The sequence below is a fragment of the Leeuwenhoekiella marinoflava DSM 3653 genome, from assembly GCF_900129005.1.
GTDB classification, from domain to species: domain Bacteria; phylum Bacteroidota; class Bacteroidia; order Flavobacteriales; family Flavobacteriaceae; genus Leeuwenhoekiella; species Leeuwenhoekiella marinoflava.
The window spans coordinates 67,356-91,861 of sequence record NZ_FQUN01000003.1 but is presented as its reverse complement, the minus strand read 5'-3'; the positions used below and the strand labels follow the sequence as shown (position 1 = coordinate 91,861).

Sequence of the window (24,506 nt, the reverse complement as noted above, 5' to 3'; positions counted from 1 at the left end):
TTGTATCAAAGCTTATTTAGATATCAAACAAAATGGCAGAAGTAAAACCAGCTGAAGTTTCAACAATTTTAAAGAAACAACTTTCAGGCTTTGAAGCATCAGCTTCATTAGATGAGGTAGGAACAGTACTCACCGTAGGTGATGGTATTGCCCGTGTTTATGGTCTTTCTAACGCACAATACGGAGAACTCGTAGCATTTGACGGAGGTCTTGAAGGTATTGTACTTAACTTAGAAGAAGATAACGTAGGGGTTGTACTCTTAGGTCCTTCTAAAGAAGTAAAAGAAGGTGCTACGGTAAAACGTACACAACGTATTGCTTCTATTAATGTGGGTGAAGGTATTGTGGGTCGTGTAGTAAACACGCTGGGTCAGCCTATAGACGGTAAAGGTGCTATAGAAGGTGAGACTTATGAGATGCCATTAGAGCGTAAAGCTCCTGGTGTTATCTACCGTCAGCCGGTAAATGAGCCACTTCAAACAGGTATCAAATCTATTGATGCAATGATTCCGGTTGGTCGTGGTCAGCGTGAGCTTGTTATAGGTGACCGTCAGACTGGTAAGACTACCGTTTGTATCGATACCATTTTAAATCAAAAAGAGTTTTATGATGCAGGTAAGCCTGTTTACTGTATCTATGTTGCCGTAGGTCAGAAAGCATCTACCGTTGCAGGTATTGCTAATGTTCTTGAAGAAAAAGGAGCTTTAGCATATACTACTATTGTAGCTGCGAATGCATCAGATCCTGCTCCTATGCAGGTATATGCTCCTTTCGCAGGTGCTGCAATTGGAGAGTACTTTAGAGATACTGGTCGTCCTGCTTTAATAATCTATGATGATTTATCTAAGCAAGCGGTCGCCTATCGTGAAGTGTCACTTTTATTACGTCGTCCACCGGGTCGTGAAGCATATCCTGGAGACGTTTTCTTCTTACATTCTCGTTTATTAGAGCGTGCTGCAAAAGTTATTGCAGATGATGATATCGCAAAAAATATGAATGACCTTCCTGATACCTTAAAACCTATCGTAAAAGGTGGTGGTTCATTAACTGCACTTCCAATAATTGAGACACAAGCAGGTGACGTTTCGGCGTATATTCCTACTAACGTAATTTCGATTACAGATGGTCAGATTTTCTTAGATGGTGATTTATTTAACTCTGGCGTACGTCCGGCAATTAACGTGGGTATTTCGGTATCACGTGTGGGTGGATCGGCGCAGATAAAATCTATGAAGAAAGTATCTGGTACACTTAAATTAGATCAGGCTGCTTTCCGTGAATTAGAAGCATTTGCTAAGTTTGGTTCAGATCTTGATGCTGCTACTTTAAGCGTGATTGAAAAAGGTAAGCGTAACGTAGAGATCCTAAAACAAGCTGAAAATACACCGTATACAGTAGAAGATCAGATTGCTATCATCTATGCAGGTTCAAAGAACTTATTGCGTAATGTGCCTATCGATAAAGTAAAAGCATTTGAGACAGATTATCTTGAATTTCTTAACGCTAAACACAGAGATGTTTTAGATACTTTAAAAGCAGGTAAATTAACAGACGAAGTTATCGATACTTTGACTACTGTTGCAAATGACCTTGCTTCTCGTTATAAAAAATAATATTCGCCTAGTAAGAAACCATTAAATAAATGGCAAATTTAAAGGAAATACGTAACCGAATTACATCAGTATCTTCTACGATGCAGATCACTAGCGCTATGAAAATGGTGTCTGCTGCAAAATTGAAGAAGGCTCAGGATGCTATTACAGCTATGCGCCCGTATTCTGATAAATTGACCGAGTTACTTCAAAATCTTAGCGCTTCGATGGAAGGAGACAGCGGGAGCCGTTTTGCAGAAGAACGTTCTGTAGAAAAAGTACTTGTAGTAGCGATCTCATCTAATAGAGGTCTTGCAGGTGCTTTCAATTCTAACATCGTTAAAGAAGCTAAGAACATTGCAGAAAATGCTTATGCAGGTAAAGAAGTTCACTTCTTAACTTTAGGTAAAAAGGCAAATGATATCCTTAAAAAGACACATACAGTTATCTATAACGATAGTGCGATTTTTGATGATTTGACTTTTGAGAATGTAGAGGCAGTTGCAGAACGTGTTATGGACCTCTTTGTTGAAGGTACTTATGACAAAGTAGAGTTGCTTTACAACTCATTCAAAAACGCGGCAACGCAGATTGTAACGCGTGAGCAATTCTTGCCTATTGTTCCTTTAAAAGAACAATTTGAAGATGTGACTCCGGCAAATATTTCAGACTATATTTTTGAACCTTCTAAAGAAGAGATTGTTAAGCAGCTTATTCCTAAAGCGCTTAAAACACAATTCTTTAAAGGAATCAGAGATTCTGTTGCTAGTGAGCACGGTGCGCGTATGACTGCTATGCACAAAGCAACTGATAATGCTACCGACTTGAGAAATCAACTTAAGTTAACTTACAACAAGGCACGTCAGGCTGCAATTACCAATGAAATCCTTGAGATTGTAGGTGGTGCAGAAGCATTAAATAATTAAAAACTATTTTATTTCATATCTTAAAGCCTTGCAATTGCAAGGCTTTTTTTGATTTACTCGATTATCGAGATTACGGAAGTAAGATTATTTATTATTAACCGGTACAATCGAATTCCCTATAAAACGTTTGTTACTTAAAAGCATACAATGATTTACAGAGTATCTTTATTCCTTCTTTTGATTTTGAATATCTCTTGCGGAGGTAGTAGTGAATTCGTGAAGAATCCTCCTTTTAAAGTTGATAGAACACAAACAAAAGCTGAAAAATCCGGTGAGTTTCAGGTTGTATTTGATGTATCAGAATTACCTGCTGATGTAGTTTTTAAAGAGTTGTACTTTCAGAATAAAAAATCACGTGTTCATTGGAATAGCACAGCTACCTATTATGCTGCATTTTCAGATACACAAGTAAATGGAGAAGATCGTGTACTTTCTACAGATAGAGCACAGGAAGCTAATAATCCTTTGCCGCAAATGCCTGTTAAGCCACCTTATAAAATATCAGAAAATCAAGCTCTGTTGACTTATCAAGTAAAGGATAAAGTTTTTTTTACCATACTTGAGCTTAACCAATAACAGCAAGGTATAAACGACTTCTGCTGAATTAATATAACTACTTTTAGAACTATTTAAATTTCTGTTTTTTTGAGCGTACTCAAGCGATTTGTTCAGGACACGGCGGTTTATGGTTTAGCGACCATACTGCCGCGTATAATGAATATCTTCTTAGTTTATCTGCATACCGATAAAGTAGACACGACGGGATATGCAGGAATCACCTCATTTTATATAGGTGCTGCATTTTTAAATGTCCTGCTCACGTATGGGATGGAAACCGCATTCTTCAGGTATTTTTCTAAAGCGCAGAACAAAAAACGCGTCTACAGCACTGTACTTATTGCACTTACCACAACCGCCTTACTTGCATTTGTAATACTTTGGTTGCTTAAATCACCCATTACAGAGGCTCTGGAGCTTCCTGTGGAGTATTTTGGCTATTTAGTAGGTGTTGCTATACTAGATGCGCTTGTGGTAGCTCCTTTCGCATATTTACGAGCTCAAGGTAAAGCACTGCGGTTTGCAGGTATTAAGTTGATGAATCTAGCGGTCTATGTATTTTTAAATCTCTTTTTCCTGTGGGCTATTCCAAAGTTTGGCTTAACATTTAATTGGTACGATTCAAACGAACTACTTACTTATATTTTTATCGCTAATCTCGCGGCGAGTCTGGTCACCTTTATTTTAATAGCACCAGACTTTTTCAAGACTAAACTCATTTTTGATTTCAAGCTTTTCGGTGAATTATGGCGTTATGGATGGCCGGTTCTCGTTGCCGGTATTGCCTTTGTGATCAATGAAAATCTCGATAAATTACTGCTGGGTGATATGCTCGATAAGGACGTTATGGGTGCGTACTCTGGCTGTTATAAGTTGGCGGTATTTATGACCATTTTTATACAAGCATTCAGGCTGGGAGCAGAACCTTTCTTTTTCAACCACGCTCAAAACAAAAATGCGCCTACCACGTACGCAACCATTCTTAAATATTTTACGATTGCTGGAGCGTTAGGGCTTATGATCATCGTTTGCTTTATTGACTTTTTTAAGGATATACTCATTGGCGATGAGGCCTATTTCAAAGCATTAGAAATCGTTCCTTATATACTTTTGGGTAATCTGTTTCTGGGTATTTACCATAATTTATCGATATGGTATAAACTCACAGATAAAACGCGTTACGGCATGTATTTTTCACTTTTAGGCGCCGGACTCACCATTTTATTAAACCTCTTTTTGATTCCGTTGATTGGTTTTATGGCTTCAGCATATGCTACGGTTGCAGCTTATGGTGTGATGATGTTGATTTCGTATTTTTACGGACAAAAATATTATCATATTCCGTATAACGTTTCCAGAATTGCAATGTACCTCTCTCTGGCGACGGCAGCCGCTTTGCTTTCATTCTATTTATTTAGAGGAAACCATGCTGTTAATAGCGCATTTATACTGCTTTTTGCAGGAGTAACTTTTATGCTAGAACGCACAGAACTTCAACGAATTTTAACCCGAAAATCTCAATAAGGCATGCAAATAAAAATCATCAACAAATCAAGTCACGCGTTACCCCATTATGAGACCGAAGCTTCTGCCGGTATGGATTTACGTGCAGAACTTGAAGCTTCGGTTGTATTAAAACCTTTAGAACGAGCTATTATTAGAACCGGTTTATTTATAGAATTACCCGTAGGTATTGAAGCGCAGGTACGGCCACGTAGTGGTTTGGCAGCAAAAAAGGGAGTTACGGTTCTTAACGCCCCCGGAACTATTGATGCCGATTACCGTGGTGAGATAGGAGTGATCTTGGTCAATTTATCAAACGAAGATTTTACCGTAGAAAACGGGGAGCGTATTGCGCAGTTAGTAATAGCGAAGCACGAGCGTGCTGATTGGAGTGAGGTTGAAGTGTTAAGCGAAACGGCTCGTGGAGAAGGAGGTTTCGGTAGTACCGGGACAAAATAAAGTTCAGAAAAGTGTACAGTCCACAAATCAAATCTTTATATACGTATCCGCTAAAGTCTGCAGGAGGTATTTCTCTTTCTGAAACTCAAGTGACTTCTTTAGGCTTTGAATTGGATCGGGAATTCGCTCTTGTTAATTCGGAAGGGAAGGTTTTAACCGCTCGTGAAAAGCCACAATTACTTCAGCTTAACGTAGCAATTACCAAGGATTTCTTGAGTATAAGTGACAATGGTAAAGAATTGCAAATTCCTTTGAAGGTGAGTTCCGGTGAGGTTCAGGAATTACAGCTTTTTGAAAATCCGGCTTTCGGAAAACTAATCAATGAGGAAGCTAACTTGTGGTTTAGAAATTATCTTGGCGAGGCGCTACGTCTCGTACGTATAGATAAGACCAATCTCAGAACCGTAAGCAGTAAATATAATCTACTTGGAAATCAATACATTTCTTTTGCAGACGGGTTTCCTATTCATTTGGTTTCAGAAGCTTCTGTGGCAGATCTTAATACTAAACTAGACAATGCGATGCCTGCGGAGCGTTTCAGGCCAAATATTATAATATCGGGTATCCCCGCATATTCCGAAGAGTCTTGGAAAACAATATCGATCGGAACCTGTATTTTTGATGTGATTGAAAAAACACCTCGTTGTAGCCTTATTACTATTGATCCTAAAACCGCTTTAATTAACAAAAGGCAAGAACCTTTGCGCACGCTTGCTACTTATAAAAAAGAGGAAAAAGCAGTAAATTTTGGCGTGTATCTGATTCCCAGAAACGAAGGAAGACTTTTAAAAAGCGACATAATATCGATTAATCAATAGCTACGCACTAAAAACCTAAATCCTTTGTATTTTGCACAGGTTTATTTTTAATTTATAGAAATCCCTATAGCATTAAAATATTAGTATGAAAATAATTGTTCCCATGGCAGGTCGCGGTTCGCGACTTCGCCCACATACGCTTACGATTCCCAAACCCTTGATTCCTATTGCTGGTAAACCAATAGTGCAAAGACTTGTAGAAGATATTGCCAACGTTCTAGAGGAAAAAATCGAAGAAATTGCTTTTGTTATTGCAGAAGATTTTGGTGCTGAAATCGAAGAAAACCTCAAGCAAATTGCTCAACGTTTAGGTGCTAAGGTAACCATTTATTATCAAGACAAACCTTTAGGAACAGGACACGCGATTATGTGTGCTCAAGAGTCGTTAAGCGGGCCTTGTGTTATTGCGTATGCAGATACACTCTTTAGGGCAGATTTTACGTTAGATAAAGAAGCAGATAGTGTGATCTGGGTAAAACAGGTTGAAAACCCTGATGCTTATGGAGTGGTTTCGCTAAACGAAAAAAGCGAGATTGTGGGACTTGTTGAAAAACCTAAAGATTTTGTTTCAGATATGGCGGTTATTGGCATCTACTATTTTAAAGATGGAGCCGTTCTTAAAAAGGAGTTGAAGGCTGTTTTAGATGCTAAACTGATGCACGGTGGCGAATACCAAATCAATGACGGTATCAAGCAAATGCAGGCTAAAGGTTACACCTTTAAACCTGGCAAAATTGATGAGTGGATGGACTGCGGAAACAAAAATGTTACCGTTGAAACAAACGGAAGAATGCTTCAGTTTTTGCATAGAGAAGGCGAGCATATGGTTTCGGCTTCAGCTAAATTGGAGAACGCTTCTGTAATTCCACCTTGTTTTATTGGCGATGATGTGGTGATAAAAGATTCAACAATTGGTCCTAATGTTTCCGTAGGAAAAGGAACCGTAATAAAAAACAGCACTATCGCAGAAAGCCTGATTCAGAATTTCAGCACAATTACTAACACGCAGTTAAAAAACGCTATGATTGGTAATTATGCTAAATTCGATGGTAACTTTACGGCAATCAGTATTGGGGATTATTCTGAGCTGGTTTAATTTATAAAGATGAAAGCATTTATAATTTTGTTGATCGCTTTGTTGTTTTCGCCGTTGGCGGAAGCACAAGAGCCTAGTCCCTTGCAAGATGTAAATGTGGATAATCTTGAAGATGTTACAGATGATTTTCAGGAGTCTTTTTTTGAAGCATTAAAACAAAAAGGGATCGAGAATTATGACCGGGCGATTGCAGCTTTAGATAAATGCATAGCCTTACGCCCACAGGAAGCGATTCTTTATTTTGAAAAAGGAAAAAATGAAGCTGCCCTAGGCAATGTTCAGGAAACAGAAAATAATTATCTAAAAGCCTTACAACTCAAACCGAATCAACGCGATATTATGGAAAGCCTTTATGAGGTGTATTATGCGCGTCAGGATTTTGATAAGGCGATAGATTTGGTACAGAATCTGGCGAAATTTGATATCAGATATAAAGAAGATTTAGCCCGAATTTACGTACGTAAAGGGGCTTTTGAAAAAGCGCTTAGCGTTCTGGATGAATTGGATGAGAATTTGGGTAAAGATGCCTACCGGAATCAGATACGCGAACAAGCCTTGGCGCTGAGTGGTGGTGATGTTAAAGAGCGTGTACTTCTTAAAGAGATTAATGCGGAACCTGAGAATGAGCAAAATTATCTCAATCTCATTTATGTGTACAGCGAGCAAGGCAACACTGATAAAGCCTACGCAATCGCACAGCGTTTATTGAAAGTGAATCCTAAAGCAGATGCCGTGCATCTGGCGCTTTATAAATTTCATTTAGAGAATGGTGACGTGCAACAGGCATTCAATTCTTTAGAGAAAGTGATGAAAAGCAGCCGTGTTGAGCCTAAAGCAAAGCACAGTGTTTTAAACGATTTTCTGATTTATGTGGATAGAAACCCCGAGTATGAACCGGAGCTGGAACAGGCAATCGCTTTATTTTCTTCGGAAGAACAAACCGATGTAAACGAAGAGTTAGGTGCTTATTATTTAAAAAATAAAGATACCGCAAAGGCGTTATCGTATTATGAAGCTGCATACAAGAAAGATGCTTCAGATATAAATATTTTGCGTAATCTGATTTTGTTGCAGTTGCAAGCCAGTCAGTTTGACAAGGCGGCTGCACTTAGCGAAGAGGCGCTTATGTTGTACCCCGCTCAGGCTTTGTTTTATCTGGGATATGGCGTTGCTCAAAACGGACTAGGTAATACAAAAGAAGCAGCAGACTATCTGGAGATGGGGCTGGATTACATCATCGATAACCCTAAAATGCAAGCTGATTTTTACAGCGAACTGGCTCGCGCTTATGATAAATTGGGTAATGCTACTAAAGCAGCCGATTACCGTAAACGCCTTACAAATTTGACACAATAATATGCGAACACTCCATAAAGTTTTAGTGCTTACAAGCATTTTAAGTTTGGCTGCTTGTAAGTCTACAAAAAGCACAGCAACGGTAGAAGACCTTGCTTCAGCAAAAATAATTGCAACGCATTACGAGACGCACCCACAGTTTGAAACACTTGCGGCACGTTTAAAGATTAAATATTCTGACCCGAAGACCAATCAAAGTGTAACGGTGAGTTTGCGTATGCAAAAAGGGGAAACCATCTGGATGAGTGCTTCTGTTCTGGGAATTTCTCTTGCAAAAGCGATGATTACAAGAGATCGGGTTCAGTTTTATGAGAAGATAGACGGAACTTATTTTGACGGTGATTTTGAATTACTGAGTGATTTATTAGGGACAGAATTAAACTATGATCAGGTTGAAGCCTTATTGACCGGTCAGCCGATTTATGATTTAAGAAGTGGTGGTTTTAGCGCAGGACCAACCTCGTCTCGCTATCTTATCGCACCAAAAAAGCAATCAAAATTATTCAATCTGTTTTTCTACCTCAATTCAGGAGCGTTTACACTTCAGGAGCAACGCCTTACACAACGCGAAGAAAATAGAGACCTTACTATTCAATACGGAGATTATATTCAAGAACAACAAAGTTACTTTCCGTCAGAGATTCACGTGAGAGCGCAGGAAGAAGAAAAGACAACTACTATAGATATTGAGTACCGCGGAATTGATTTTAATACAAATGTGAGTTTCCCGTTTAACATTCCCGGCGGATTAAAAGAAATTAAACTTTAATGCAGTTGAAGCAGTTTTATACATTCAGTTTACTGATTTTTCTTTTTTTAGGAGGAAGCGCCAATCTTTGGTCTCAAAACGATAAGCAGGCAGATCTAGAGCGTCAGCGCCGGGCGTTAATGGGTCAGATTGAACAACTGAGTAAACTGCGTCAAAGCAATAAGAAAAAAGAACAGAATGTCTTGAATCAGGTTGAAGATCTGGATTCAAAAATTAAAACACGCGAAAACCTGATCAAGGTTACCAACTCGCAAGCCAATTTACTTACGCAAAAAATCAATCAGAATATCAACAGGATTTCTGCTTTGCGGGACGAGTTGGCTAAGCTGAAAGATGATTATGCAGCGATGGTTCAAAAATCGTATAAGAGTAAAAGCAGCCAGAGCCGTATTATGTTTTTGCTTTCTTCAGAGAGTTTTTTACAGGCGTATAAGCGGGTGCAGTATATGAAGCAGTACAGCAATTATCGTAAAAAGCAAGGCGATCAGATCAAGGAGCGTACGGCACTTTTACAGGAAACCAATACTAAACTTATTGATCAGAAAGAGCAAAAGCAGCAATTGATTGCTCAGAATAAAATAGAACAAAAAAGGCTTCAGGAGGAAAAGAAGCAGCAAGATGAACTCATTGCTACCATTCGTGAGAAAGAGTCAACGTATGTGGCTCAAATCAATAAAAAACAGGCAGAAGCTAACAGGATAGATAAAGAAATAGATCGTTTAATTAGAGAAGCTATTGCGGCTTCTAAGAAAGAGTCTGGAGCAACTGCTTCAGAGAAAACGGCAACAGCCGGTACTATGCCCACCTTCTCGTTAACTCCTGCTGCAAAGGCTTTAGCAAGTGATTTTGCTTCAAATAAAGGTAGAATGGATTGGCCGGTAGAACGCGGGCGTGTTTATAAGAAGTTTGGTACTTCACAGCATCCTACGTTACCTAATATCACAACCTATAACAGTGGAGTTGAAATTGAGACTGCCTCGGGTAGTGTTGCGCGCGCTGCTTTTAAAGGAACCGTGCAACAAATTCAGTTGATTCGCGGAGGTGGATATACCGTTTTAATTCGCCACGGAAATTACCTCACCGTTTATCAGAACCTTAAAAATTTAAAAGTAAACGTAAACGATAAGGTCTCTACAAAACAGGTACTAGGCGAAATCGCAGAGAATTCCTTTAGTGGTAAAACCATTTTAAAATTTTTGGTTTACAAAGATTCAGAACGATTAAACCCAGCAGATTGGGTGTATAATATGTAACTAAAAAAGGAAAGCATCATTTGCTTCCCTTTTTTAGGAGTTTATTGAAGTTTATTCAAAAAGAGCCTTGAGTTCGGTAGCTTCTTTAGCTTTCATTTTACCTGCAAGTACCAGACTAAGTTGTTTTCTACGTAACGCTGCTTCATAGCGCTGAACTTCCTGTTCTGACTCTGGTTTTATTTGAGGGATAGGAACGGGCATACCGGTTTCATCTACGGCAACAAACGTATATATAGCATCATTTGCTTTTGATTTTAAGCCGCTCTCACGATCTTCTACCCAAACATCTATGACCACTTCCATCGAGGTTTTAAAAGCTCTAGAAATAGAAGCTTCTACTGTTACAACACTACCCAGCGGTATCGCTTTATTAAAAGCAACGTGGTTTACTGATGCGGTAACTACAATTCTACGCGAATGTCTTCTTGCCGTAATACTCGCTACACGGTCCATACGTGCCAGAAGTTCACCACCAAACATATTGTTTAATGGGTTTGTCTCATTAGGTAACACCAAGTCAGTCTGCATTGTACGCGATTCTGAAGGAGTTTTTTCTTTCATAAAATGATTTTGCGTAAAAATAGTAAGAATAGACCTTCTATAAATTAAAAAAGCCTCCAACTTTGAAGGCTTTTGAATATATTCATTTACAAAACGACTGCTTACTTTATTTCCTGAATAAGCATCCAGGCATTAGGATTGTCGTTGTTTCGTATTTCTCTCATTTCTTTTACGGCTTCTATGCGATCTGTATAACTTCCATAAACAACCTGATGTAGTCCGTATTTGTTCTCACCAATGCTTCGGGCTTTATAACCGGCTTCACGCAATTGCTGAACACGAGTCTCTGCGTTTTCAGGCACGCGAAAAGCACCGGCAACAATATGGTAATTTCCTTTAGGTTTAAACGCATTCAATGTAATAGCAGGCAACGGATTGTCAATCGTGAAAGTCGCTTGCTGAATGGTGTTTTCTACAGCGATCTCTGCTTTCTGTTTTTCAGCAAAATTGTGATCAGCTATATCCTTAAAATAGAAGAACCCCAATGATCCAGATAAACCAATAGCAAGTATACCTACTGCAGCGTACTTCATCCAGTTGTTTCGGCGAGCAGCAGAGATATGAATTGGAGCTTTTTCTTCGAGAGTTTCAACTTCTTCATTAAGCACTTCGCGCGTAATGGGTTTTGAAACATACGATGAAAGTCCAAAAGCTTCCGTAAGATAATTGGTATTGATAATCGGCTCAAAAATAATTTTACCAACTTCATTTTGAGAAAGCAAACCTATTTTATCAAGAACTACTGTTTCATTTTTAATCAGTTTTTGCTCCAGTTCGTATGCAAATTCCTGCAAATTCCTCAAGGCTTCTGTGTAGCTTAAATTTTTTGCTGAAGCAGCATAATTAGCCAAAAGACCGTCGTTTTCTTTTAATTGTGCATTAAACGAAATACGTTTTTGAGGTGGAAAAAAAGTCTGTGTTTTAGAATCGTGATAGGCAGAAACGCGATGTGCTAAAAATGCTCCAAAACCGGGAACGATCACACACTCGTATCTGTATAATAAGTCGCTGATGTAAGTTGAAAAATGCATAACGTAAAATTAGAAAAAAATTCTTCAGAGATAATCTTGTTAACCGGTAATTGTTAACAATTTTGTAATATATTTATTTTCAATTAGCTACAACAGTGAATCAAGAAGAATTACACGCATACTTAACTTTGCAGCATATCCCTAATCTGGGGGATACATCCATTAAAAGGCTGGTGCATCGGTTTGAATCTCCTCAAAATGTCTTGCGGCAATCTAAAGCAGTTTTGCTTGATATAGATGGAATTGGAGAATATAAACTGAAAGAGTTTTTCAATAAGAAACACGCTTTAGAAGCCGAAAAGGAACTGAAGTTTATTGAAACGAATAAAATTGAATGCAGCTGTTTTCAAGATGCAAATTATCCTGAGCGACTGAAACATTGTATAGATGGCCCCATTTTGCTTTTTAAAAAAGGAAAAGCTAAGTATGATAATCCCAAAATAATTTCTATTGTGGGTACTCGCAAAGTCACTACTCACGCGATTGATTTCATCAAAAAGTTTATTGAAGAATTGGTGCCGTTGAATCCGTTGATTGTTTCCGGGTTTGCTTATGGAGTTGATATAGCGGCACACCGGGCTGCTTTAGATAACGGGTTAGATACTCTAGCGATTGTAGCTCACGGATTGAACCAAATTTACCCTAAAGTGCACGTAAAATATGCACATGCTGTCGAAAATCAAGGAGCTTTTGTGAGTGATTTCTGGAGTTCTGATAATTTTGACCGAACCAATTTTTTAAGTCGTAACCGTATAATTGCAGGTATCAGTGAAGCTACAGTGGTTGTTGAAAGTGCCGAAAAAGGAGGCTCACTTGTTACGGCTGATATTGCCAATTCTTACAATAGAGATGTTTTTGCTGTTCCTGGTAGACCCGGTGATTCTCAAAGCCTGGGTTGTAACAACCTTATTAAAACTCAAAAGGCGCAACTCATTACTAACGCTGCAGACTTGATTTATTTACTCAATTGGCAGGTAGATGAGGTATTAAAGCCTGTTCAAAAACAACTTTTTGTAGAGCTTACTGACGAAGAAAAATTAATCTGGAAATTCTTATCAGATGCGGGCAAAGAACAATTAGATTTAATTGCACTCCATTGTAAAATGCCCATATTTAAAGTTTCGAGTTTACTCCTCAATATGGAATTAAAAGGTGTAATACGACCGCTTCCCGGAAAACAGTTTGAGCTGACTTAGTATCCTAGCTTCGTACGTACTCTATTTAAAACATCGTTAGCAACCTTGCGTGCTTTTTCAGCTCCTTTTTCTAAGGCCGCGTCAATCTCTTCAAGATTGTTCATATAGTAGTGGTAAGCTTCACGTTGCTTCTCGTATTTGTCAACTAAAAGTTCGTATAAAGCTTGCTTGGCGTGCCCATAGCCGTAGTTTCCACCTAAATAATTTTGACGCATTTGAGCTACTTGTTCTTCAGAGGCAATTACTTTGTATAAATTAAATACATTACATGTGTCAGGGTCTTTAGGTTCTTCAAGGGGAGTGCTATCGGTTTGAATGCCCATGACTTGTTTTCTCAATTTTTTATCAGGCAAAAATAAGTTGATATAATTATCGCGAGATTTACTCATTTTTTCACCATCAGTTCCCGGGATGTACTTTGTGTTTTCTTCAATTTTAGCTTCCGGTAATATAAAAGTATCTCCCATTTGCGCGTGAAAACGAGAAGCTACATCACGAGTCATTTCTATATGTTGTAATTGATCTTTACCAACGGGAACAAATTCTGCATCGTATAATAAAATATCTGCAGCCATCAACATAGGATAACTAAATAATCCTGAATTTACATCTGCTAATCTATCTGCTTTGTCTTTGAAAGAATGGGCTAAAGTAAGACGCTGATAAGGAAAAAAGCAACTTAAATACCAAGTCAATTCCGTAGTTTGAGGTACATCACTTTGTCTGTAGAATACAGTTTGCTCTATATCTAATCCAAAAGCAAGCCAGGTAGCTGCCACAGAATAGGTGTTTTCTTTTAAAGTACCGGCATCTTTTATCTGAGTAAGTGTATGCAAATTAGCGATAAACAAAAACGAATCGTTGTTCGAGTCGTTTGCCATTTCAATTGCCGGGATGATAGCTCCTAATAAATTTCCTAAATGAGGTGTCCCTGTACTTTGAACACCGGTTAAAATTCGTGACATGCTTAACTAATATTTTAGGCAAAGTTACCCCTTTTGAAGAATTAACTCCTTTTAAAATGCCTATTTTTGGATTGCTCAAACAACCTAATTAACTTATAAATTACCTTGAGAAGGCTGTAAGATATTGAAATGAAGCAAATTTTTAATTTCTTGTCAAGCTTCAGAGCATTTTAAACCTCGATTATCGAGTAAACCTTAACTGACTCAAACAACCTATGATAAGTCTGTTGCGTAAATTTTTTATTTTGCTTTGGCGCATTTGGTTTTACATTGTTCTACTTATTCCTATTCTTATTTTGTTCCCGTTTTTGATCATTTCGGTTGCGAAAGACTCTTGGTATGTTTATTTTTTTAGAATGGCTCAGCTCTGGGCACGTTTTATATTATATGGAATGGGTTTCTGGCCACAAGTAAAAAGACTTGAAAAAACAGAACTTGGTAAAAGTTATATGTATGTGGCTAATCATACGTCAATGACCGATATCATGCTCATGTTGCACACTGCTCGTAATCCTTTTGTTTTTGTGGGTAAACAAGAATTAGCGCGTTTTCCATTATTTGGGTACTTCTATAAACAAACCTGCATTTTGGTAGATCGTGGTGATCCTAAAAGCAGAAGAGCAGTTTTTGAAAGTGCACAACAACGCTTAAGTCAGGGATTGAGTATTTGTATTTTTCCCGAGGGCGGCGTACCCGATGATTTATCTATAGTCTTAGATACGTTTAAAGATGGAGCTTTCCGTCTGGCAATAGATCATCAGATCCCTATTGTTCCAATGGTTTTCTACGATAATAAAAAACGTTTTTCTTATAACTTTTTCTCAGGCTCACCGGGTAAAATGCGTGTGAAGGTTGTAAATTTTATAGAAACAAAAGGAAAAGGACCTAAAGATCGTCGTGATTTAAAAGAGGAGACGTTTAAAGTGATTCATTCAGAACTTCTAAAAGATCAAACGGTATAAACAGAAAGGTCGCCCTAACCAGAGGCGACCTTTCGTCATCATTACTCGCGTAATAATTAACCTAACCAACTAAAAAACTAACCTAAACCTAACTTTTATTGATAATTGATATTCAAATTCTCCTTTTCATAATTTAGTTAAAACTTAATGCTAACACCCGTATAAAGTCCTAAATAATACGGTCTAAAGTCACTAACACTTTTGTTATAAGCATTAAGTTGATATTTAAACATAGGCTCTAAATTGAACTGTATGCGATCTGTAAATTTATAATCAAAACCCAGCCCTACATTAGTACTAAAACTAGTCCCGTTTAAGCTATTGGACTCCCCCAATTCAGAAACTATATTGTTACCTTCTTCGAGTGTGATAGAATTATTATTTAGAAATAAAGTACTTACACCACCTATAAGTTGAACCCCTATTTTTTTGTTAATTAAAGCATATTCTGCTTCAACAGGTATTTCTATGTAGCCCAATTGTTGATTTAGAGCATTTGAAGAGTTTATTGTGTTTGTATCAAATTCTGCAATGCTTGTACTTGGGGAATTAACAAGTGAGCTTTTATTAGAGCTAGATAACTGAATCAAACTGGAGTTGTCATTGTAGTTGATACTGCTAATAGTGCTTGGTTGTATACTTGGCGAAAAACTAACCTGCTCGGTTTTATAGCCTAGATCAACTTTATTAATACCAGATCTTACTGTTAAACGGTTGTTTACCGTATAACTCACTTGTACGCCATAACTCAGATTTACATCCCCGCTTTTTTTATTGTTTGAGAACTCTGCATCAATACCAGAGCCTCCAAAACTGTTATAATATACCGGGGCAATCATTGGTGAAATTCCCCAGCGATTTATAATTTCTGAAGTTTCTTCAGTTTCAGCGATAGCCTCTTCTTTACGTTGATTTGCAATTTTTTCTAAAGCATCCGGGTCTATTGTGCTTTCGCTTTCAACATTAGTTTCTTCAGTATTATCAGCAACAGCTATTTCGTTAGTTTTTTCTACTGAAGTATTTTCAGTTAAAACTTCATCCTTTTTAGTAATCTCAGAAGATGGAATATTTGCAACAGCATTGTCATTTCCGCTTTGTGAAAGAATATTAGAATTCTCAGGTGAAGAATTTTGAGTGCTGTTAGTACTTGGCGAAGTATTCTGTTTAGCAGAAACTATAGTATTATTTTTTTGAGTTGTAATATGGTTGGAAGCGTTCTTTGTCTTTTTTAGCTGCTCTGAGCTCTCAATATTATCCTCAGTTTCTTGAGAAGTTAAAACAGGAGTTTTCTTCTTATTAACTTCAATTGTATTTTCCTTTTCTATGTTTGTGGCAGGTTCTTCTATGACCACAGCAGGATTGGATTTTGGATTTAGATCAGTAGCAAACCAGAGATTTCCTGCTAAAAATAAAAGCAATAAGGCTGCCGCGGCACCGCTTAATTGGAGCCATAGTGGTATAATAATCTTTTTTTTGCCTTGCTGTTGAGCAGCGATATTTGCCCAGACGTGGTCGCCGGGTTCTGCTTCAAAGTTTTTAAACTTTTCCTGAAACAAGCGGTCTATGTTTTTTTGCTCTTTCACGGCGTTGATGCTTGTAGGGTTGTATCTTTTTGAAAGTTTTCTACTTTCTCTTTCAATATTATTCGGGCACGGGACAAATTTGATTTAGAAGTGCCTTCACTTATTTTGAGCATTTGGGCAATATCTTTATGAGAATAGCCGTCTAATGCATATAAATTAAAAACCAGTCGGTACCGGTCTGGTAACTCTTGAACAATCTGAAGTAGAAATTCAAGCGATATTTCATCTTCATCAACTTCTACTTCAACCTGCTCAATGTTCTCTTCATTGACGAGTTCAAAAACACTTTGTTTTCGGTACCGCTGTAAAGCAGTGTTGATCACAATACGTTTTAACCACCCTTCAAAAGAACCTTTAAATTTAAACTGCTCTACTTTATTAAAAATAGTTATAAAACTTTCCTGCAAAATATCTTCTGCCTCACTGTAATTGCGGGCATACTTCAAGGCTACAGAAAATAGCGTACGGGAATAACGCCTGTACAATTCTTCCTGAGCCTTTGGTTTTTTCTTTTTACAGTCTTTTATGAGTTGTTCTTGACTCACATTGTTCTACTATTAATTAATCAGTTGTAATTATCTCTTTACGGGTATGGTATCTGTAAGATAGGTAGCTTCATCATTTTCATCAAGCCCATTAAAGAATTTAAAAATGTAATCGTACTCATAAACAACTTCAAATTTGAGAAGCTGTTCTACTGTATCTGTTGGCGTTTCTGTACACGTTTCATTTTCAAAAACTTTGTTTACTACAAATACAAAGCGCGTACTGTCTTTTCTGTCGTAATCAAACCCATAAAACTGATTGCAGCTTGTAGGGGAAACGTATCTTACAGGAAGCTGGTAGCGCTTACCATAAACTAGTGTGTCTGGTAGTTCATAATCTACTACAGGAACAAACTCATAATTTACATTAGTGTTATCGTCATCTAGGGAACAGCTAACAACTAAACCTAATAAACCAATTAATAAAAAAACCTTTTTCATCATTTTATTTTTTATCTGCTTTTTTACAGTAGATACAAAATGATGAAAAAGGTTGCGCGTTAGAGCGAAAAATAGTTTAAGCCTGCATAGCGAGCTTAATAGCTTCTTTAATTTTTACTTCTAATTCTTCAAATAAATCTGGATTGTCTTTTAAGATGGCTTTCACCGCATCACGACCTTGGCCTAGTTTGGTATCTTGGTAGCTAAACCACGAACCGCTTTTTTTGATGATTTCATAATCAACACCTATGTCAATAATTTCACCTACTTTAGAGATTCCTTCACCATACATGATGTCAAATTCTGCCTGACGGAAAGGAGGAGCGACTTTGTTTTTAACCACTTTTACACGGGTTTTATTACCCTGTACAGCACCATTAGAATCTTTGATCTGAGTAGAACGACGTATATCTAATCGTACCGAAGCGTAAAACTTAAGAGCATTACCTCCTGTTGTAGTCTCAGGATTACCAAACATTACTCCGATTTTTTCACGAAGCTGGTTGATAAAAATAACCGTACAGTTAGTTTTACTAATAGAACCGGTAAGTTTACGTAGCGCCTGAGACATTAAACGTGCATGAAGCCCCATTTTAGAATCTCCCATTTCGCCTTCAATTTCACTTTTTGGAGTCAAGGCAGCAACAGAATCGACTACGATAATATCAATAGCTCCAGAACGAATCAGGTTGTCTGTAATTTCAAGTGCCTGCTCCCCATTATCCGGTTGTGAGATGATTAAATTCTCAATATCTACACCTAATTTTTCTGCATAAAAACGGTCAAAAGCATGTTCTGCATCTATAAAAGCTGCAATACCTCCTTTTTTCTGCGCTTCTGCAATAGCGTGTAAGGTTAATGTAGTTTTACCCGAAGATTCAGGACCATATATTTCAATAACTCTACCCTTAGGTAAACCGCCAACGCCTAATGCAATATCAAGACCTAATGAACCGGTAGAAATAGCTTCAACCTCTACAATGGCATTATCTCCCATTTTCATTACAGTACCCTTACCGTAGGTTTTATCCATTTTATCAAGGGTAAGCTTCAGGGCTTTTAATTTGGCTTCTTGTTCTTTACTCATAGTTTTTTATCTTTAATACCTATCAAGGTCCTATTTTGTAGATGTCTAAAAATAAAATGACATCTCTTTTTAATATCTTATGAGTTTCCTCATAAGCTGATTTACAGTGCTTTTTAAAACCCAAATGCTTCAAAAAGTAATCTCGTAAATTAAAGCGCTAAAGTAACATTTCTTTTTTATGGAAACAACGATAAGAAGCTAAATTATCGGAAAAATTCCAATCATTCTTTCTGTTTCACAGTTCAACTATGTTTGATAAGGAAAAATTCCTAGTAGATTATTTTAACATCCTATCAGGCAACCTTTTGTGTATATGTGTATCTATAATTAAACTAATCTGTAATGCTATGATGCAGAAATCACAAATTAGATATTGCAAATTTTTAGGATGTATCAGCATCACATTGAATTGCAATGCCAGATTGGACGGCGGTTAGGTTGTTAAGTTTGATGAAATCAAATAATATATAACCTGAATTAGCCGTTCAAGAAAAATGCCTCCGAAAACTATCGCGGGCATTTTTTTGTGCTGAAACTTTCCGCTTTGCGACATTGCAAATATGCTGAGGTTGTCACAGCCGTCTAAAAACTGTACTTTTGCGCCACTTTTAACCTTAAAATCTAGTATAGCATGCAACTGTACAATAAATTAAGTGCGAAAGAACGTGCAGCGCTCATTGATGAAGCCGGTGAAGACCGCCTTACGCTTTCGTTCTACCAATATGCAAAAATTGGAAATCCACACCTTTTTAGAAATCATCTGTTTATTGCTTGGGATGAAATGGCCGTTTTAGGTCGTATTTACGTCGCTCACGAGGGAATTAACGCCCAACTTTCGGTACCTGCGCAAAATTTTGAAACTTTTAAAAATTTCCTAGACGGAATTTATTTTCTTGAAAACGTACGTCTCAACATTGCGATAGAACAAGATGCCAAGTCTTTTTTAAAGCTGAAGGTAAAAGTGCGGGATAAAATTGTAGCAGACGGTCTTAATGATGAGACCTTTGATGTTACCAATAAAGGTGTCCATGTAGATGCAGCGACTTTTAACGATCTTATAGAAAGTGATGATGTGGTGCTGGTAGATATGCGCAATCATTATGAGAGCGAGATAGGTCACTTTAAAAATGCGGTTACTCCAGATGTTGATACCTTTCGCGATAGCTTAGATTTAATAGAAGAAGATTTACGCGATCATAAAGAAGATAAAAAATTGGTGATGTATTGCACTGGTGGAATTCGTTGTGAAAAGGCCAGTGCTTACTATAAACACAAGGGTTTTAAGCACGTTTATCAGCTAGAAGGCGGTATTATTGAATATGCACGTCAGGTAGAGCAGCTGAAATTGGAGAATAAATTTAAAGGAAAAAACTTCGTATTTGATCACCGTCGTGGCGAGCGTATTTCTGAAGATATCATCTCTAATTGTCATCAATGCGGTAAGCCCTGTGATACGCACGTAAACTGTGAAAATGAAGCCTGTCACTTACTATTTATACAATGCGAGGAGTGTGCAGAAGCGATGAATCACACCTGTTCAGATGAGTGTAAAGAAATAATTGCTTTGCCTTATGAAGTACAAAAAGAATTGAGAAAGGGCATACCCAACAGCAATAAGATTTTTAAAAAGGGTAGATCTGAGAAATTAAAATTTAAAAGAAGTTTGTAAAAGAAAATAGCGCTCAATTAATTGATAAGACATTGATGTTTGTGAGACCTCATCATTAGAATTTATTTGATAAGAACTAATATTTAGGAGGTTATTACCAATTAAAGAAAAATCCACTTTAAGTTTCTGACTTTTATAATCTATTTGAAAGTCCAGAAAATTAAAATTATTTGAGCCGTTATTAATGTAATTATAATTCAGGCGGCTTTTTAACTTCTCAGAAAAAAGGTATTTAATTTCTAAGTCATTTTCAAAGTTAGATACCGTATTTCTTATGTCAGGAGCTGTTTTTAAAGTTGAAGTTCGATAAGTGATTGAATTATCTATGAATAGTGTCTTTTTAAAAAAACCATTGCTTATTTCAAAATCAATTTTGAATTGATCTACAGTGTTGTATTGAAATTCTTCAGGAGCGAATGAACTTCGCAATTGAGAATTTTTGTATTGTGTATTGACTGAAAATTTACTTCTTAAGGGAAAAATATATTTACTCAGATTTAAATATACTTGATTATTTCTGTCAGAATTGTCCGCGACAAAATAATCTAATCGTGATTGATTTAGCAAAATATTTTGGGATGCTATAAAATTATTACGAATTTCATCAATGGTAACCCCAGTATTAATTGAGAAGCTGTTGTAAGTATCCGTATACCTGTAGTTTGCCCCGTAATTAAATGTTTTACTTAACGTCAAATCAGGTGTGTTCGATATTAAAGTTCTAAATGAAACAAGAATCGGTCTTGTAAATAAATTTGAAAGCGGTTGGCTTTTAGTATTAAATGACGAGAAAAGGCTTAGCGCAGATGAATTGCTCAAGTCATATTTGAGATTGAGCGATGGGTTGAATAGTATGCCATCTTTTTCTAATTGCTCCTGGGATAATGATTGATTTAAATAACTTAAAGTGCTTTTAAAATTTATTGAAAAATCATTGAGTTTTTTAAAATAACTGCCTTTAAAGTAAAGTCCACTTCGATTTAGTTTTGTATCGTTTATATAATTATTTGATAAAGAGTTGTCTTCTAGTTGGCTCTGCATCTCATTATTTTCATAAAAAGCACCAAGGCTATACGTTAATTTAGCCTTACCAAAATTTTGGTAAAATTTAGCCTCAAATTCTTTCAAATCGTAGGATGTGGCAACAACTTGTAATAGGTCATTACTTTGATTTTCTATTTCACTTTTCAAAAGTTGGTTGATCTCACTATTGTGAACTTTTAAATTTAGGGTAAACGCTTTGTTTTCAGATAGTTTTTGAGTGTAATTGATATTTGTATTGGCGTTAATTTGTTTATTCTCAATAGCGAGTTCTTGTGCTAAACCATTGTTTAATACGTTTGAAACTACTTCTTGTTGGTCATTCCCAAACTGCGATAACACTTCAATTTTAGAGTTTAGATTAAGGTTTGCAAGTATTTCAAAATCTCCTATAAAAGACTTTGGTTTTTGAAATGCTTGTTGACTGCTTTGTAATTTAATATCTTCTCCAGCTATGAAGAAATTATTTTCACTAGTGGTATTTTGCTTTACTAAATCTGTGAAATAGGAAAAATTAAATTTTGTGCTTATAGTTTGAGAGATGTTTAAAATGGTATTTACAGAGGAGTAAAGTGCCTTATTTCTATTTGTTCTATTTCCCTTTAAAAGCGAACCATACTTAAGCGGAGATATAATATAATTTGGTTTAGATGTAAGAGTCTTTACCTTCTCAAATGATAAGGCTTTTTGATCATTTCTTATACCTGTATTGTTTGCGTTCACAAGGCCGAATGCTTTAGTTTTTTTTGCGATTTCTAAAAAGTCTAAATTATTTTGATAACGCTTTGTTGTCCCAAGACCTAATTCTAAATTTGAATAAATAGCATTTGCATCATCAGTTAGCTTTAAATTGATTGCAACTTTATCTGAGTTCTCGATGTTTTTAAGCAAAGGGTTTTCTGAAAAATTCTCTAATGCTTGAATTTCTTCAATTATACCAATATTTATATTGCGGCTTGCTTTGATGTAGTCATTCTTAAAAAGATCATCTCCTTCAATTAAAAAGGCGCTGATACGCTTTTTTTTGTATTTGATAGTGCCATCATCGTCAATGTCAATGCCGGGTAATTTTCGCAATAAATCTTCTACTGTTTTTTCGGTACCATCAGTGAACTTCGAAACTTTAAAAAAGGTGGTGTCATTTTTAATACGAATGGCTTTATTTTCATCTACAATCTTAATTTCTGGTAGCACATTTTCGGCCTCCTTTAAGAAAACTATTTCTGGTATTTGAATAGAATTGATCGTGCCTTGGTCTTCGTATTTCTCATAGGCTAATGCAGTTATTGTAAATATTAATTGGACATCAGACTTTAAGTCTGATGGTATTTTGATCTCAAAAAACCCCAAATTATTGCTGTAGGAATACGCTAGTATTATCCCTGGATTATCTTCATTTGTTATAATAACAGAAGCGCCCTCTACAGGTTCTTTTGTCAAGCCATTTAGAAGCGTACCTGATAAAGTCTGACTATAAGAAAAAGAAAAGGAGCAGCTTATAACTGCTCCTGTGATAATTATTTTTAAGTACGCTAACATTTATAACTAATAAAGAATCAATGTGTTAATCTACAAGACGTTCCCTCTGCATTTTTTTCATATTCATAACTTGCTGACCGTCTTTAAAAGTGTTTTCAGTTTCAATATATTTTTGGTTGTATAAATCTTTGTACTTTTCCCAGGTTATAAAATTTTCATCTTCATATGGATTTACTACAGTATTATTTAATGTGATAGTATTTATGCCGTAAGATAGAATTTTGAATTCTCCATCAATAGATTCAATTTCCAAAATAACTCCCGGCAAACCATTAAACTTCCAGGGACCACCAGTTGCTCCGTCAATAATGGCAAAATAGGCTTCATAATTGCGACCTCTAAATGTAGTTACTGCTTTTTGACAAGTATATCCTAAAATATCTTTAGTTTCGGGTAAAATCTTCCATTCAAAATTAGGTTGGTCTTTAATATAAAATTTTTTACCCGTGATATACCATTTGTAAAAAATATTGTTATTCTTTTTGTAATAAGAATTATAGGAACTATTTGACGGAGTAAACCCCTTAGCTTCACCAAAATCTGAAGCATCAATTCGTTTCTGATTAGCAGATTTTATATCAATTCTATAAAGTGAAGATTTAGAATCAAGAATTGTTAAATCGGTTTTCCAGTTTGTAAATCCTCCTGAATCATTTGAACCAAACTCCTCAATATAACTTACTCGTAGAGCATTTTGCTGTGCTATCGTTATAAATGGTAATAGTAACGATGCAAAAACTATAAATATATATTTCATTTTTTTAAATTAAAAAAAGCTAACAGTTATTAAAGTTAATTTTTGTAATTAATTTAAAGTATTATTGCTGGTTTAATTGCTCTCTTATAAATTGATCAGCCGCAGCTCCTGCAAGGGCGCAAGCCTGGCTTTCAGCTCCTGCACAGGACAAACTTGTAGCTCTACGTGTGAAACTATATGATTCACCAGTTTCAAGATTTGTTGCAGTTGCAGTACATGTCACGCTGCAACCGTCATTTTCATTTAATTTTTCATTTTGTCCAAATGAACATAATGAAATAAATAAGCCAAATAGAATAAAATTTTTCATAAATAAAGGATTTAATTGTTAGCTTTTACATAAATCTAATCAATAATATTTATCAATAACATTTGGCAATGTTTTAACATTAACTTACTGAACCTTTCTTTAATAATTTTTAAGAATAAACTCTGCGACTTACTATTTATACAATGCGAGGAGTGTGCAGAAGCGATGAATCACACCTGTTCAGATGAGTGTAAAGAAATAATTGCTTTGCCTTATGAAGTACAAAAAGAATTGAGAAAGGGCATACCCAACAGCAATAAGATTTTTAAAAAGGGTAGATCTGAGAAATTTTAACACAAGTTAACTATAAGCAATTTCCAGAAAAAGTATAATAACTCTTTATCCTCAAATATTAATATGCTAAGCATATAGAATTACTTTTTTAAAGTCTCAAGTAAATCAGTTTTCTAAATTTTTATTTTAAAAGGATTTTAGGAAGCACGTGATGCCAATTAGAATTACTATATTTTTGCATGTCTAAAATGTTAT

Annotated in this window: 23 protein-coding genes and 1 pseudogene; 14 read left to right on the top strand and 10 right to left on the bottom strand. The window is 36.3% G+C overall.

Annotated features, from left to right (window positions below; translation table 11 throughout):
• Positions 1-32: 32 nt before the first annotated feature.
• The 10 genes from atpA (at position 33) to BUB91_RS00380 (ending at position 10,330) form a co-directional block, all read left to right on the top strand.
• Entirely contained in the window at positions 33-1,613 is a 1,581-nt protein-coding gene (gene atpA, locus BUB91_RS00425) for a F0F1 ATP synthase subunit alpha (protein WP_073095712.1), read from the top strand.
• A gap of 29 nt (positions 1,614-1,642) precedes the next feature.
• The gene (gene atpG / locus BUB91_RS00420; RefSeq protein WP_073095710.1) at positions 1,643-2,518 is read left to right on the top strand and encodes an ATP synthase F1 subunit gamma; all 876 of its coding nucleotides are present in this window, start codon (positions 1,643-1,645) and stop codon (positions 2,516-2,518) included.
• A gap of 147 nt (positions 2,519-2,665) precedes the next feature.
• Complete coding sequence (locus BUB91_RS00415; RefSeq protein WP_073095709.1) at positions 2,666-3,094, top strand: hypothetical protein; 429 nt, start codon at positions 2,666-2,668, stop codon at positions 3,092-3,094.
• A 69-nt stretch (positions 3,095-3,163) separates the two neighbouring features.
• The gene (locus BUB91_RS00410; protein ID WP_073095707.1) at positions 3,164-4,600 is read left to right on the top strand and encodes a lipopolysaccharide biosynthesis protein; all 1,437 of its coding nucleotides are present in this window, start codon (positions 3,164-3,166) and stop codon (positions 4,598-4,600) included.
• A 3-nt stretch (positions 4,601-4,603) separates the two neighbouring features.
• Positions 4,604-5,038 (top strand): dUTP diphosphatase, encoded by a 435-nt coding sequence (dut, locus tag BUB91_RS00405; RefSeq protein WP_073095705.1) that lies wholly within the window; start codon positions 4,604-4,606, stop codon positions 5,036-5,038.
• Between the two features lie 11 nt (positions 5,039-5,049).
• Positions 5,050-5,856, top strand: a complete 807-nt coding sequence (locus BUB91_RS00400) for an MOSC domain-containing protein (protein WP_073095703.1) — start codon at positions 5,050-5,052, stop codon at positions 5,854-5,856.
• A gap of 85 nt (positions 5,857-5,941) precedes the next feature.
• Positions 5,942-6,952 (top strand): sugar phosphate nucleotidyltransferase, encoded by a 1,011-nt coding sequence (locus tag BUB91_RS00395; RefSeq protein ID WP_073095701.1) that lies wholly within the window; start codon positions 5,942-5,944, stop codon positions 6,950-6,952.
• Between the two features lie 9 nt (positions 6,953-6,961).
• Complete coding sequence (locus BUB91_RS00390; protein ID WP_083557792.1) at positions 6,962-8,308, top strand: tetratricopeptide repeat protein; 1,347 nt, start codon at positions 6,962-6,964, stop codon at positions 8,306-8,308.
• Position 8,309: 1 nt separating this feature from the next.
• On the top strand, positions 8,310-9,077 hold the full coding sequence (locus BUB91_RS00385; RefSeq protein ID WP_073095698.1) for a lipoprotein insertase outer membrane protein LolB1: 768 nt from the start codon (positions 8,310-8,312) through the stop codon (positions 9,075-9,077).
• Positions 9,077-10,330 (top strand): murein hydrolase activator EnvC family protein, encoded by a 1,254-nt coding sequence (locus tag BUB91_RS00380; protein ID WP_073095696.1) that lies wholly within the window; start codon positions 9,077-9,079, stop codon positions 10,328-10,330. Before BUB91_RS00385 ends, BUB91_RS00380 begins: the two co-directional genes overlap by 1 nt.
• Before the next feature lie 51 nt (positions 10,331-10,381).
• Here BUB91_RS00380 and BUB91_RS00375 read toward each other — a convergent pair whose 3' ends face one another.
• Together BUB91_RS00375 and BUB91_RS00370 are read right to left on the bottom strand one after the other, a co-directional pair.
• A complete protein-coding gene (locus BUB91_RS00375; protein WP_073096356.1) occupies positions 10,382-10,891 on the bottom strand; it encodes an acyl-CoA thioesterase in 510 nt (169 codons plus the stop codon).
• Between the two features lie 101 nt (positions 10,892-10,992).
• Positions 10,993-11,922, bottom strand: coding sequence for an HU domain-containing protein (locus BUB91_RS00370; RefSeq protein WP_073095694.1), 930 nt, complete (start codon positions 11,920-11,922; stop codon positions 10,993-10,995).
• Positions 11,923-12,017: 95 nt separating this feature from the next.
• Between BUB91_RS00370 and dprA the strand changes: the two genes are divergently transcribed.
• Positions 12,018-13,118: a DNA-processing protein DprA gene (gene dprA / locus BUB91_RS00365; RefSeq protein ID WP_073095692.1), complete on the top strand. Its 1,101-nt coding sequence runs from the start codon at positions 12,018-12,020 to the stop codon at positions 13,116-13,118.
• On the opposite strand, the gene trpS is transcribed toward dprA, so the two are convergent.
• Complete coding sequence (trpS, locus tag BUB91_RS00360; protein WP_073095690.1) at positions 13,115-14,083, bottom strand: tryptophan--tRNA ligase; 969 nt, start codon at positions 14,081-14,083, stop codon at positions 13,115-13,117. The genes dprA and trpS overlap by 4 nt on opposite strands.
• Before the next feature lie 215 nt (positions 14,084-14,298).
• Here trpS and BUB91_RS00355 point away from each other — a divergent pair, with 215 nt between their 5' ends.
• Positions 14,299-15,045: a lysophospholipid acyltransferase family protein gene (locus BUB91_RS00355; protein WP_073095688.1), complete on the top strand. Its 747-nt coding sequence runs from the start codon at positions 14,299-14,301 to the stop codon at positions 15,043-15,045.
• Positions 15,046-15,182: 137 nt separating this feature from the next.
• Here BUB91_RS00355 and BUB91_RS00350 read toward each other — a convergent pair whose 3' ends face one another.
• From BUB91_RS00350 to recA, 4 genes are all read right to left on the bottom strand, one after another.
• Positions 15,183-16,628 carry an outer membrane beta-barrel protein gene (locus BUB91_RS00350; RefSeq protein ID WP_073095686.1) on the bottom strand — a complete coding sequence of 482 codons (1,446 nt, stop codon included), beginning with the start codon at positions 16,626-16,628 and terminating at the stop codon, positions 15,183-15,185.
• The gene (locus tag BUB91_RS00345) at positions 16,625-17,173 is read right to left on the bottom strand and encodes an RNA polymerase sigma factor (protein ID WP_073095684.1); all 549 of its coding nucleotides are present in this window, start codon (positions 17,171-17,173) and stop codon (positions 16,625-16,627) included. Before BUB91_RS00345 ends, BUB91_RS00350 begins: the two co-directional genes overlap by 4 nt.
• Positions 17,174-17,203: 30 nt before the next feature.
• Complete coding sequence (locus BUB91_RS00340) at positions 17,204-17,617, bottom strand: hypothetical protein (protein ID WP_128759268.1); 414 nt, start codon at positions 17,615-17,617, stop codon at positions 17,204-17,206.
• 73 nt (positions 17,618-17,690) lie between these two features.
• Positions 17,691-18,701 (bottom strand): recombinase RecA, encoded by a 1,011-nt coding sequence (gene recA, locus BUB91_RS00335; protein WP_073095680.1) that lies wholly within the window; start codon positions 18,699-18,701, stop codon positions 17,691-17,693.
• A gap of 631 nt (positions 18,702-19,332) precedes the next feature.
• On the opposite strand from recA, the gene trhO reads away from it, so the two are divergent.
• The gene (gene trhO / locus BUB91_RS00325) at positions 19,333-20,370 is read left to right on the top strand and encodes an oxygen-dependent tRNA uridine(34) hydroxylase TrhO (protein WP_073095676.1); all 1,038 of its coding nucleotides are present in this window, start codon (positions 19,333-19,335) and stop codon (positions 20,368-20,370) included.
• On the opposite strand, the gene BUB91_RS00320 is transcribed toward trhO, so the two are convergent.
• The 3 genes from BUB91_RS00320 to BUB91_RS00310 form a co-directional block, all read right to left on the bottom strand.
• On the bottom strand, positions 20,347-22,950 hold the full coding sequence (locus BUB91_RS00320) for a hypothetical protein (RefSeq protein WP_073095674.1): 2,604 nt from the start codon (positions 22,948-22,950) through the stop codon (positions 20,347-20,349). The two genes, trhO and BUB91_RS00320, sit on opposite strands and share 24 nt — an antisense overlap.
• Positions 22,951-22,975: 25 nt before the next feature.
• Complete coding sequence (locus tag BUB91_RS00315) at positions 22,976-23,707, bottom strand: GLPGLI family protein (protein ID WP_073095672.1); 732 nt, start codon at positions 23,705-23,707, stop codon at positions 22,976-22,978.
• A 61-nt stretch (positions 23,708-23,768) separates the two neighbouring features.
• Entirely contained in the window at positions 23,769-24,017 is a 249-nt protein-coding gene (locus BUB91_RS00310) for a hypothetical protein (RefSeq protein WP_073095670.1), read from the bottom strand.
• Between the two features lie 114 nt (positions 24,018-24,131).
• Here BUB91_RS00310 and BUB91_RS21180 point away from each other — a divergent pair.
• A pseudogene (locus BUB91_RS21180) lies at positions 24,132-24,311 on the top strand (rhodanese-related sulfurtransferase); the annotation flags it as partial.
• Between the last annotated feature and the right edge of the window lie 195 nt (positions 24,312-24,506).

What these genes read in the sequence shown, in the direction of transcription:
- atpA (WP_073095712.1), top strand. Translation starts at nt 33, where the DNA reads ATGGCAGAAGTAAAACCAGCTGAAGTTTCAACAATTTTAAAGAAACAA.
- atpG (WP_073095710.1), top strand. Translation starts at nt 1,643, where the DNA reads ATGGCAAATTTAAAGGAAATACGTAACCGAATTACATCAGTATCTTCT.
- BUB91_RS00415 (WP_073095709.1), top strand. Translation starts at nt 2,666, where the DNA reads ATGATTTACAGAGTATCTTTATTCCTTCTTTTGATTTTGAATATCTCT.
- dut (WP_073095705.1), top strand. Translation starts at nt 4,604, where the DNA reads ATGCAAATAAAAATCATCAACAAATCAAGTCACGCGTTACCCCATTAT.
- BUB91_RS00395 (WP_073095701.1), top strand. Translation starts at nt 5,942, where the DNA reads ATGAAAATAATTGTTCCCATGGCAGGTCGCGGTTCGCGACTTCGCCCA.
- BUB91_RS00390 (WP_083557792.1), top strand. Translation starts at nt 6,962, where the DNA reads ATGAAAGCATTTATAATTTTGTTGATCGCTTTGTTGTTTTCGCCGTTG.
- BUB91_RS00385 (WP_073095698.1), top strand. Translation starts at nt 8,310, where the DNA reads ATGCGAACACTCCATAAAGTTTTAGTGCTTACAAGCATTTTAAGTTTG.
- BUB91_RS00380 (WP_073095696.1), top strand. Translation starts at nt 9,077, where the DNA reads ATGCAGTTGAAGCAGTTTTATACATTCAGTTTACTGATTTTTCTTTTT.
- BUB91_RS00375 (WP_073096356.1), bottom strand. Translation starts at nt 10,891, where the DNA reads ATGAAAGAAAAAACTCCTTCAGAATCGCGTACAATGCAGACTGACTTG.
- BUB91_RS00370 (WP_073095694.1), bottom strand. Translation starts at nt 11,922, where the DNA reads ATGCATTTTTCAACTTACATCAGCGACTTATTATACAGATACGAGTGT.
- trpS (WP_073095690.1), bottom strand. Translation starts at nt 14,083, where the DNA reads ATGTCACGAATTTTAACCGGTGTTCAAAGTACAGGGACACCTCATTTA.
- BUB91_RS00355 (WP_073095688.1), top strand. Translation starts at nt 14,299, where the DNA reads ATGATAAGTCTGTTGCGTAAATTTTTTATTTTGCTTTGGCGCATTTGG.
- BUB91_RS00340 (WP_128759268.1), bottom strand. Translation starts at nt 17,617, where the DNA reads ATGATGAAAAAGGTTTTTTTATTAATTGGTTTATTAGGTTTAGTTGTT.
- recA (WP_073095680.1), bottom strand. Translation starts at nt 18,701, where the DNA reads ATGAGTAAAGAACAAGAAGCCAAATTAAAAGCCCTGAAGCTTACCCTT.
- trhO (WP_073095676.1), top strand. Translation starts at nt 19,333, where the DNA reads ATGCAACTGTACAATAAATTAAGTGCGAAAGAACGTGCAGCGCTCATT.
- BUB91_RS00320 (WP_073095674.1), bottom strand. Translation starts at nt 22,950, where the DNA reads ATGTTAGCGTACTTAAAAATAATTATCACAGGAGCAGTTATAAGCTGC.
- BUB91_RS00315 (WP_073095672.1), bottom strand. Translation starts at nt 23,707, where the DNA reads ATGAAATATATATTTATAGTTTTTGCATCGTTACTATTACCATTTATA.
- BUB91_RS00310 (WP_073095670.1), bottom strand. Translation starts at nt 24,017, where the DNA reads ATGAAAAATTTTATTCTATTTGGCTTATTTATTTCATTATGTTCATTT.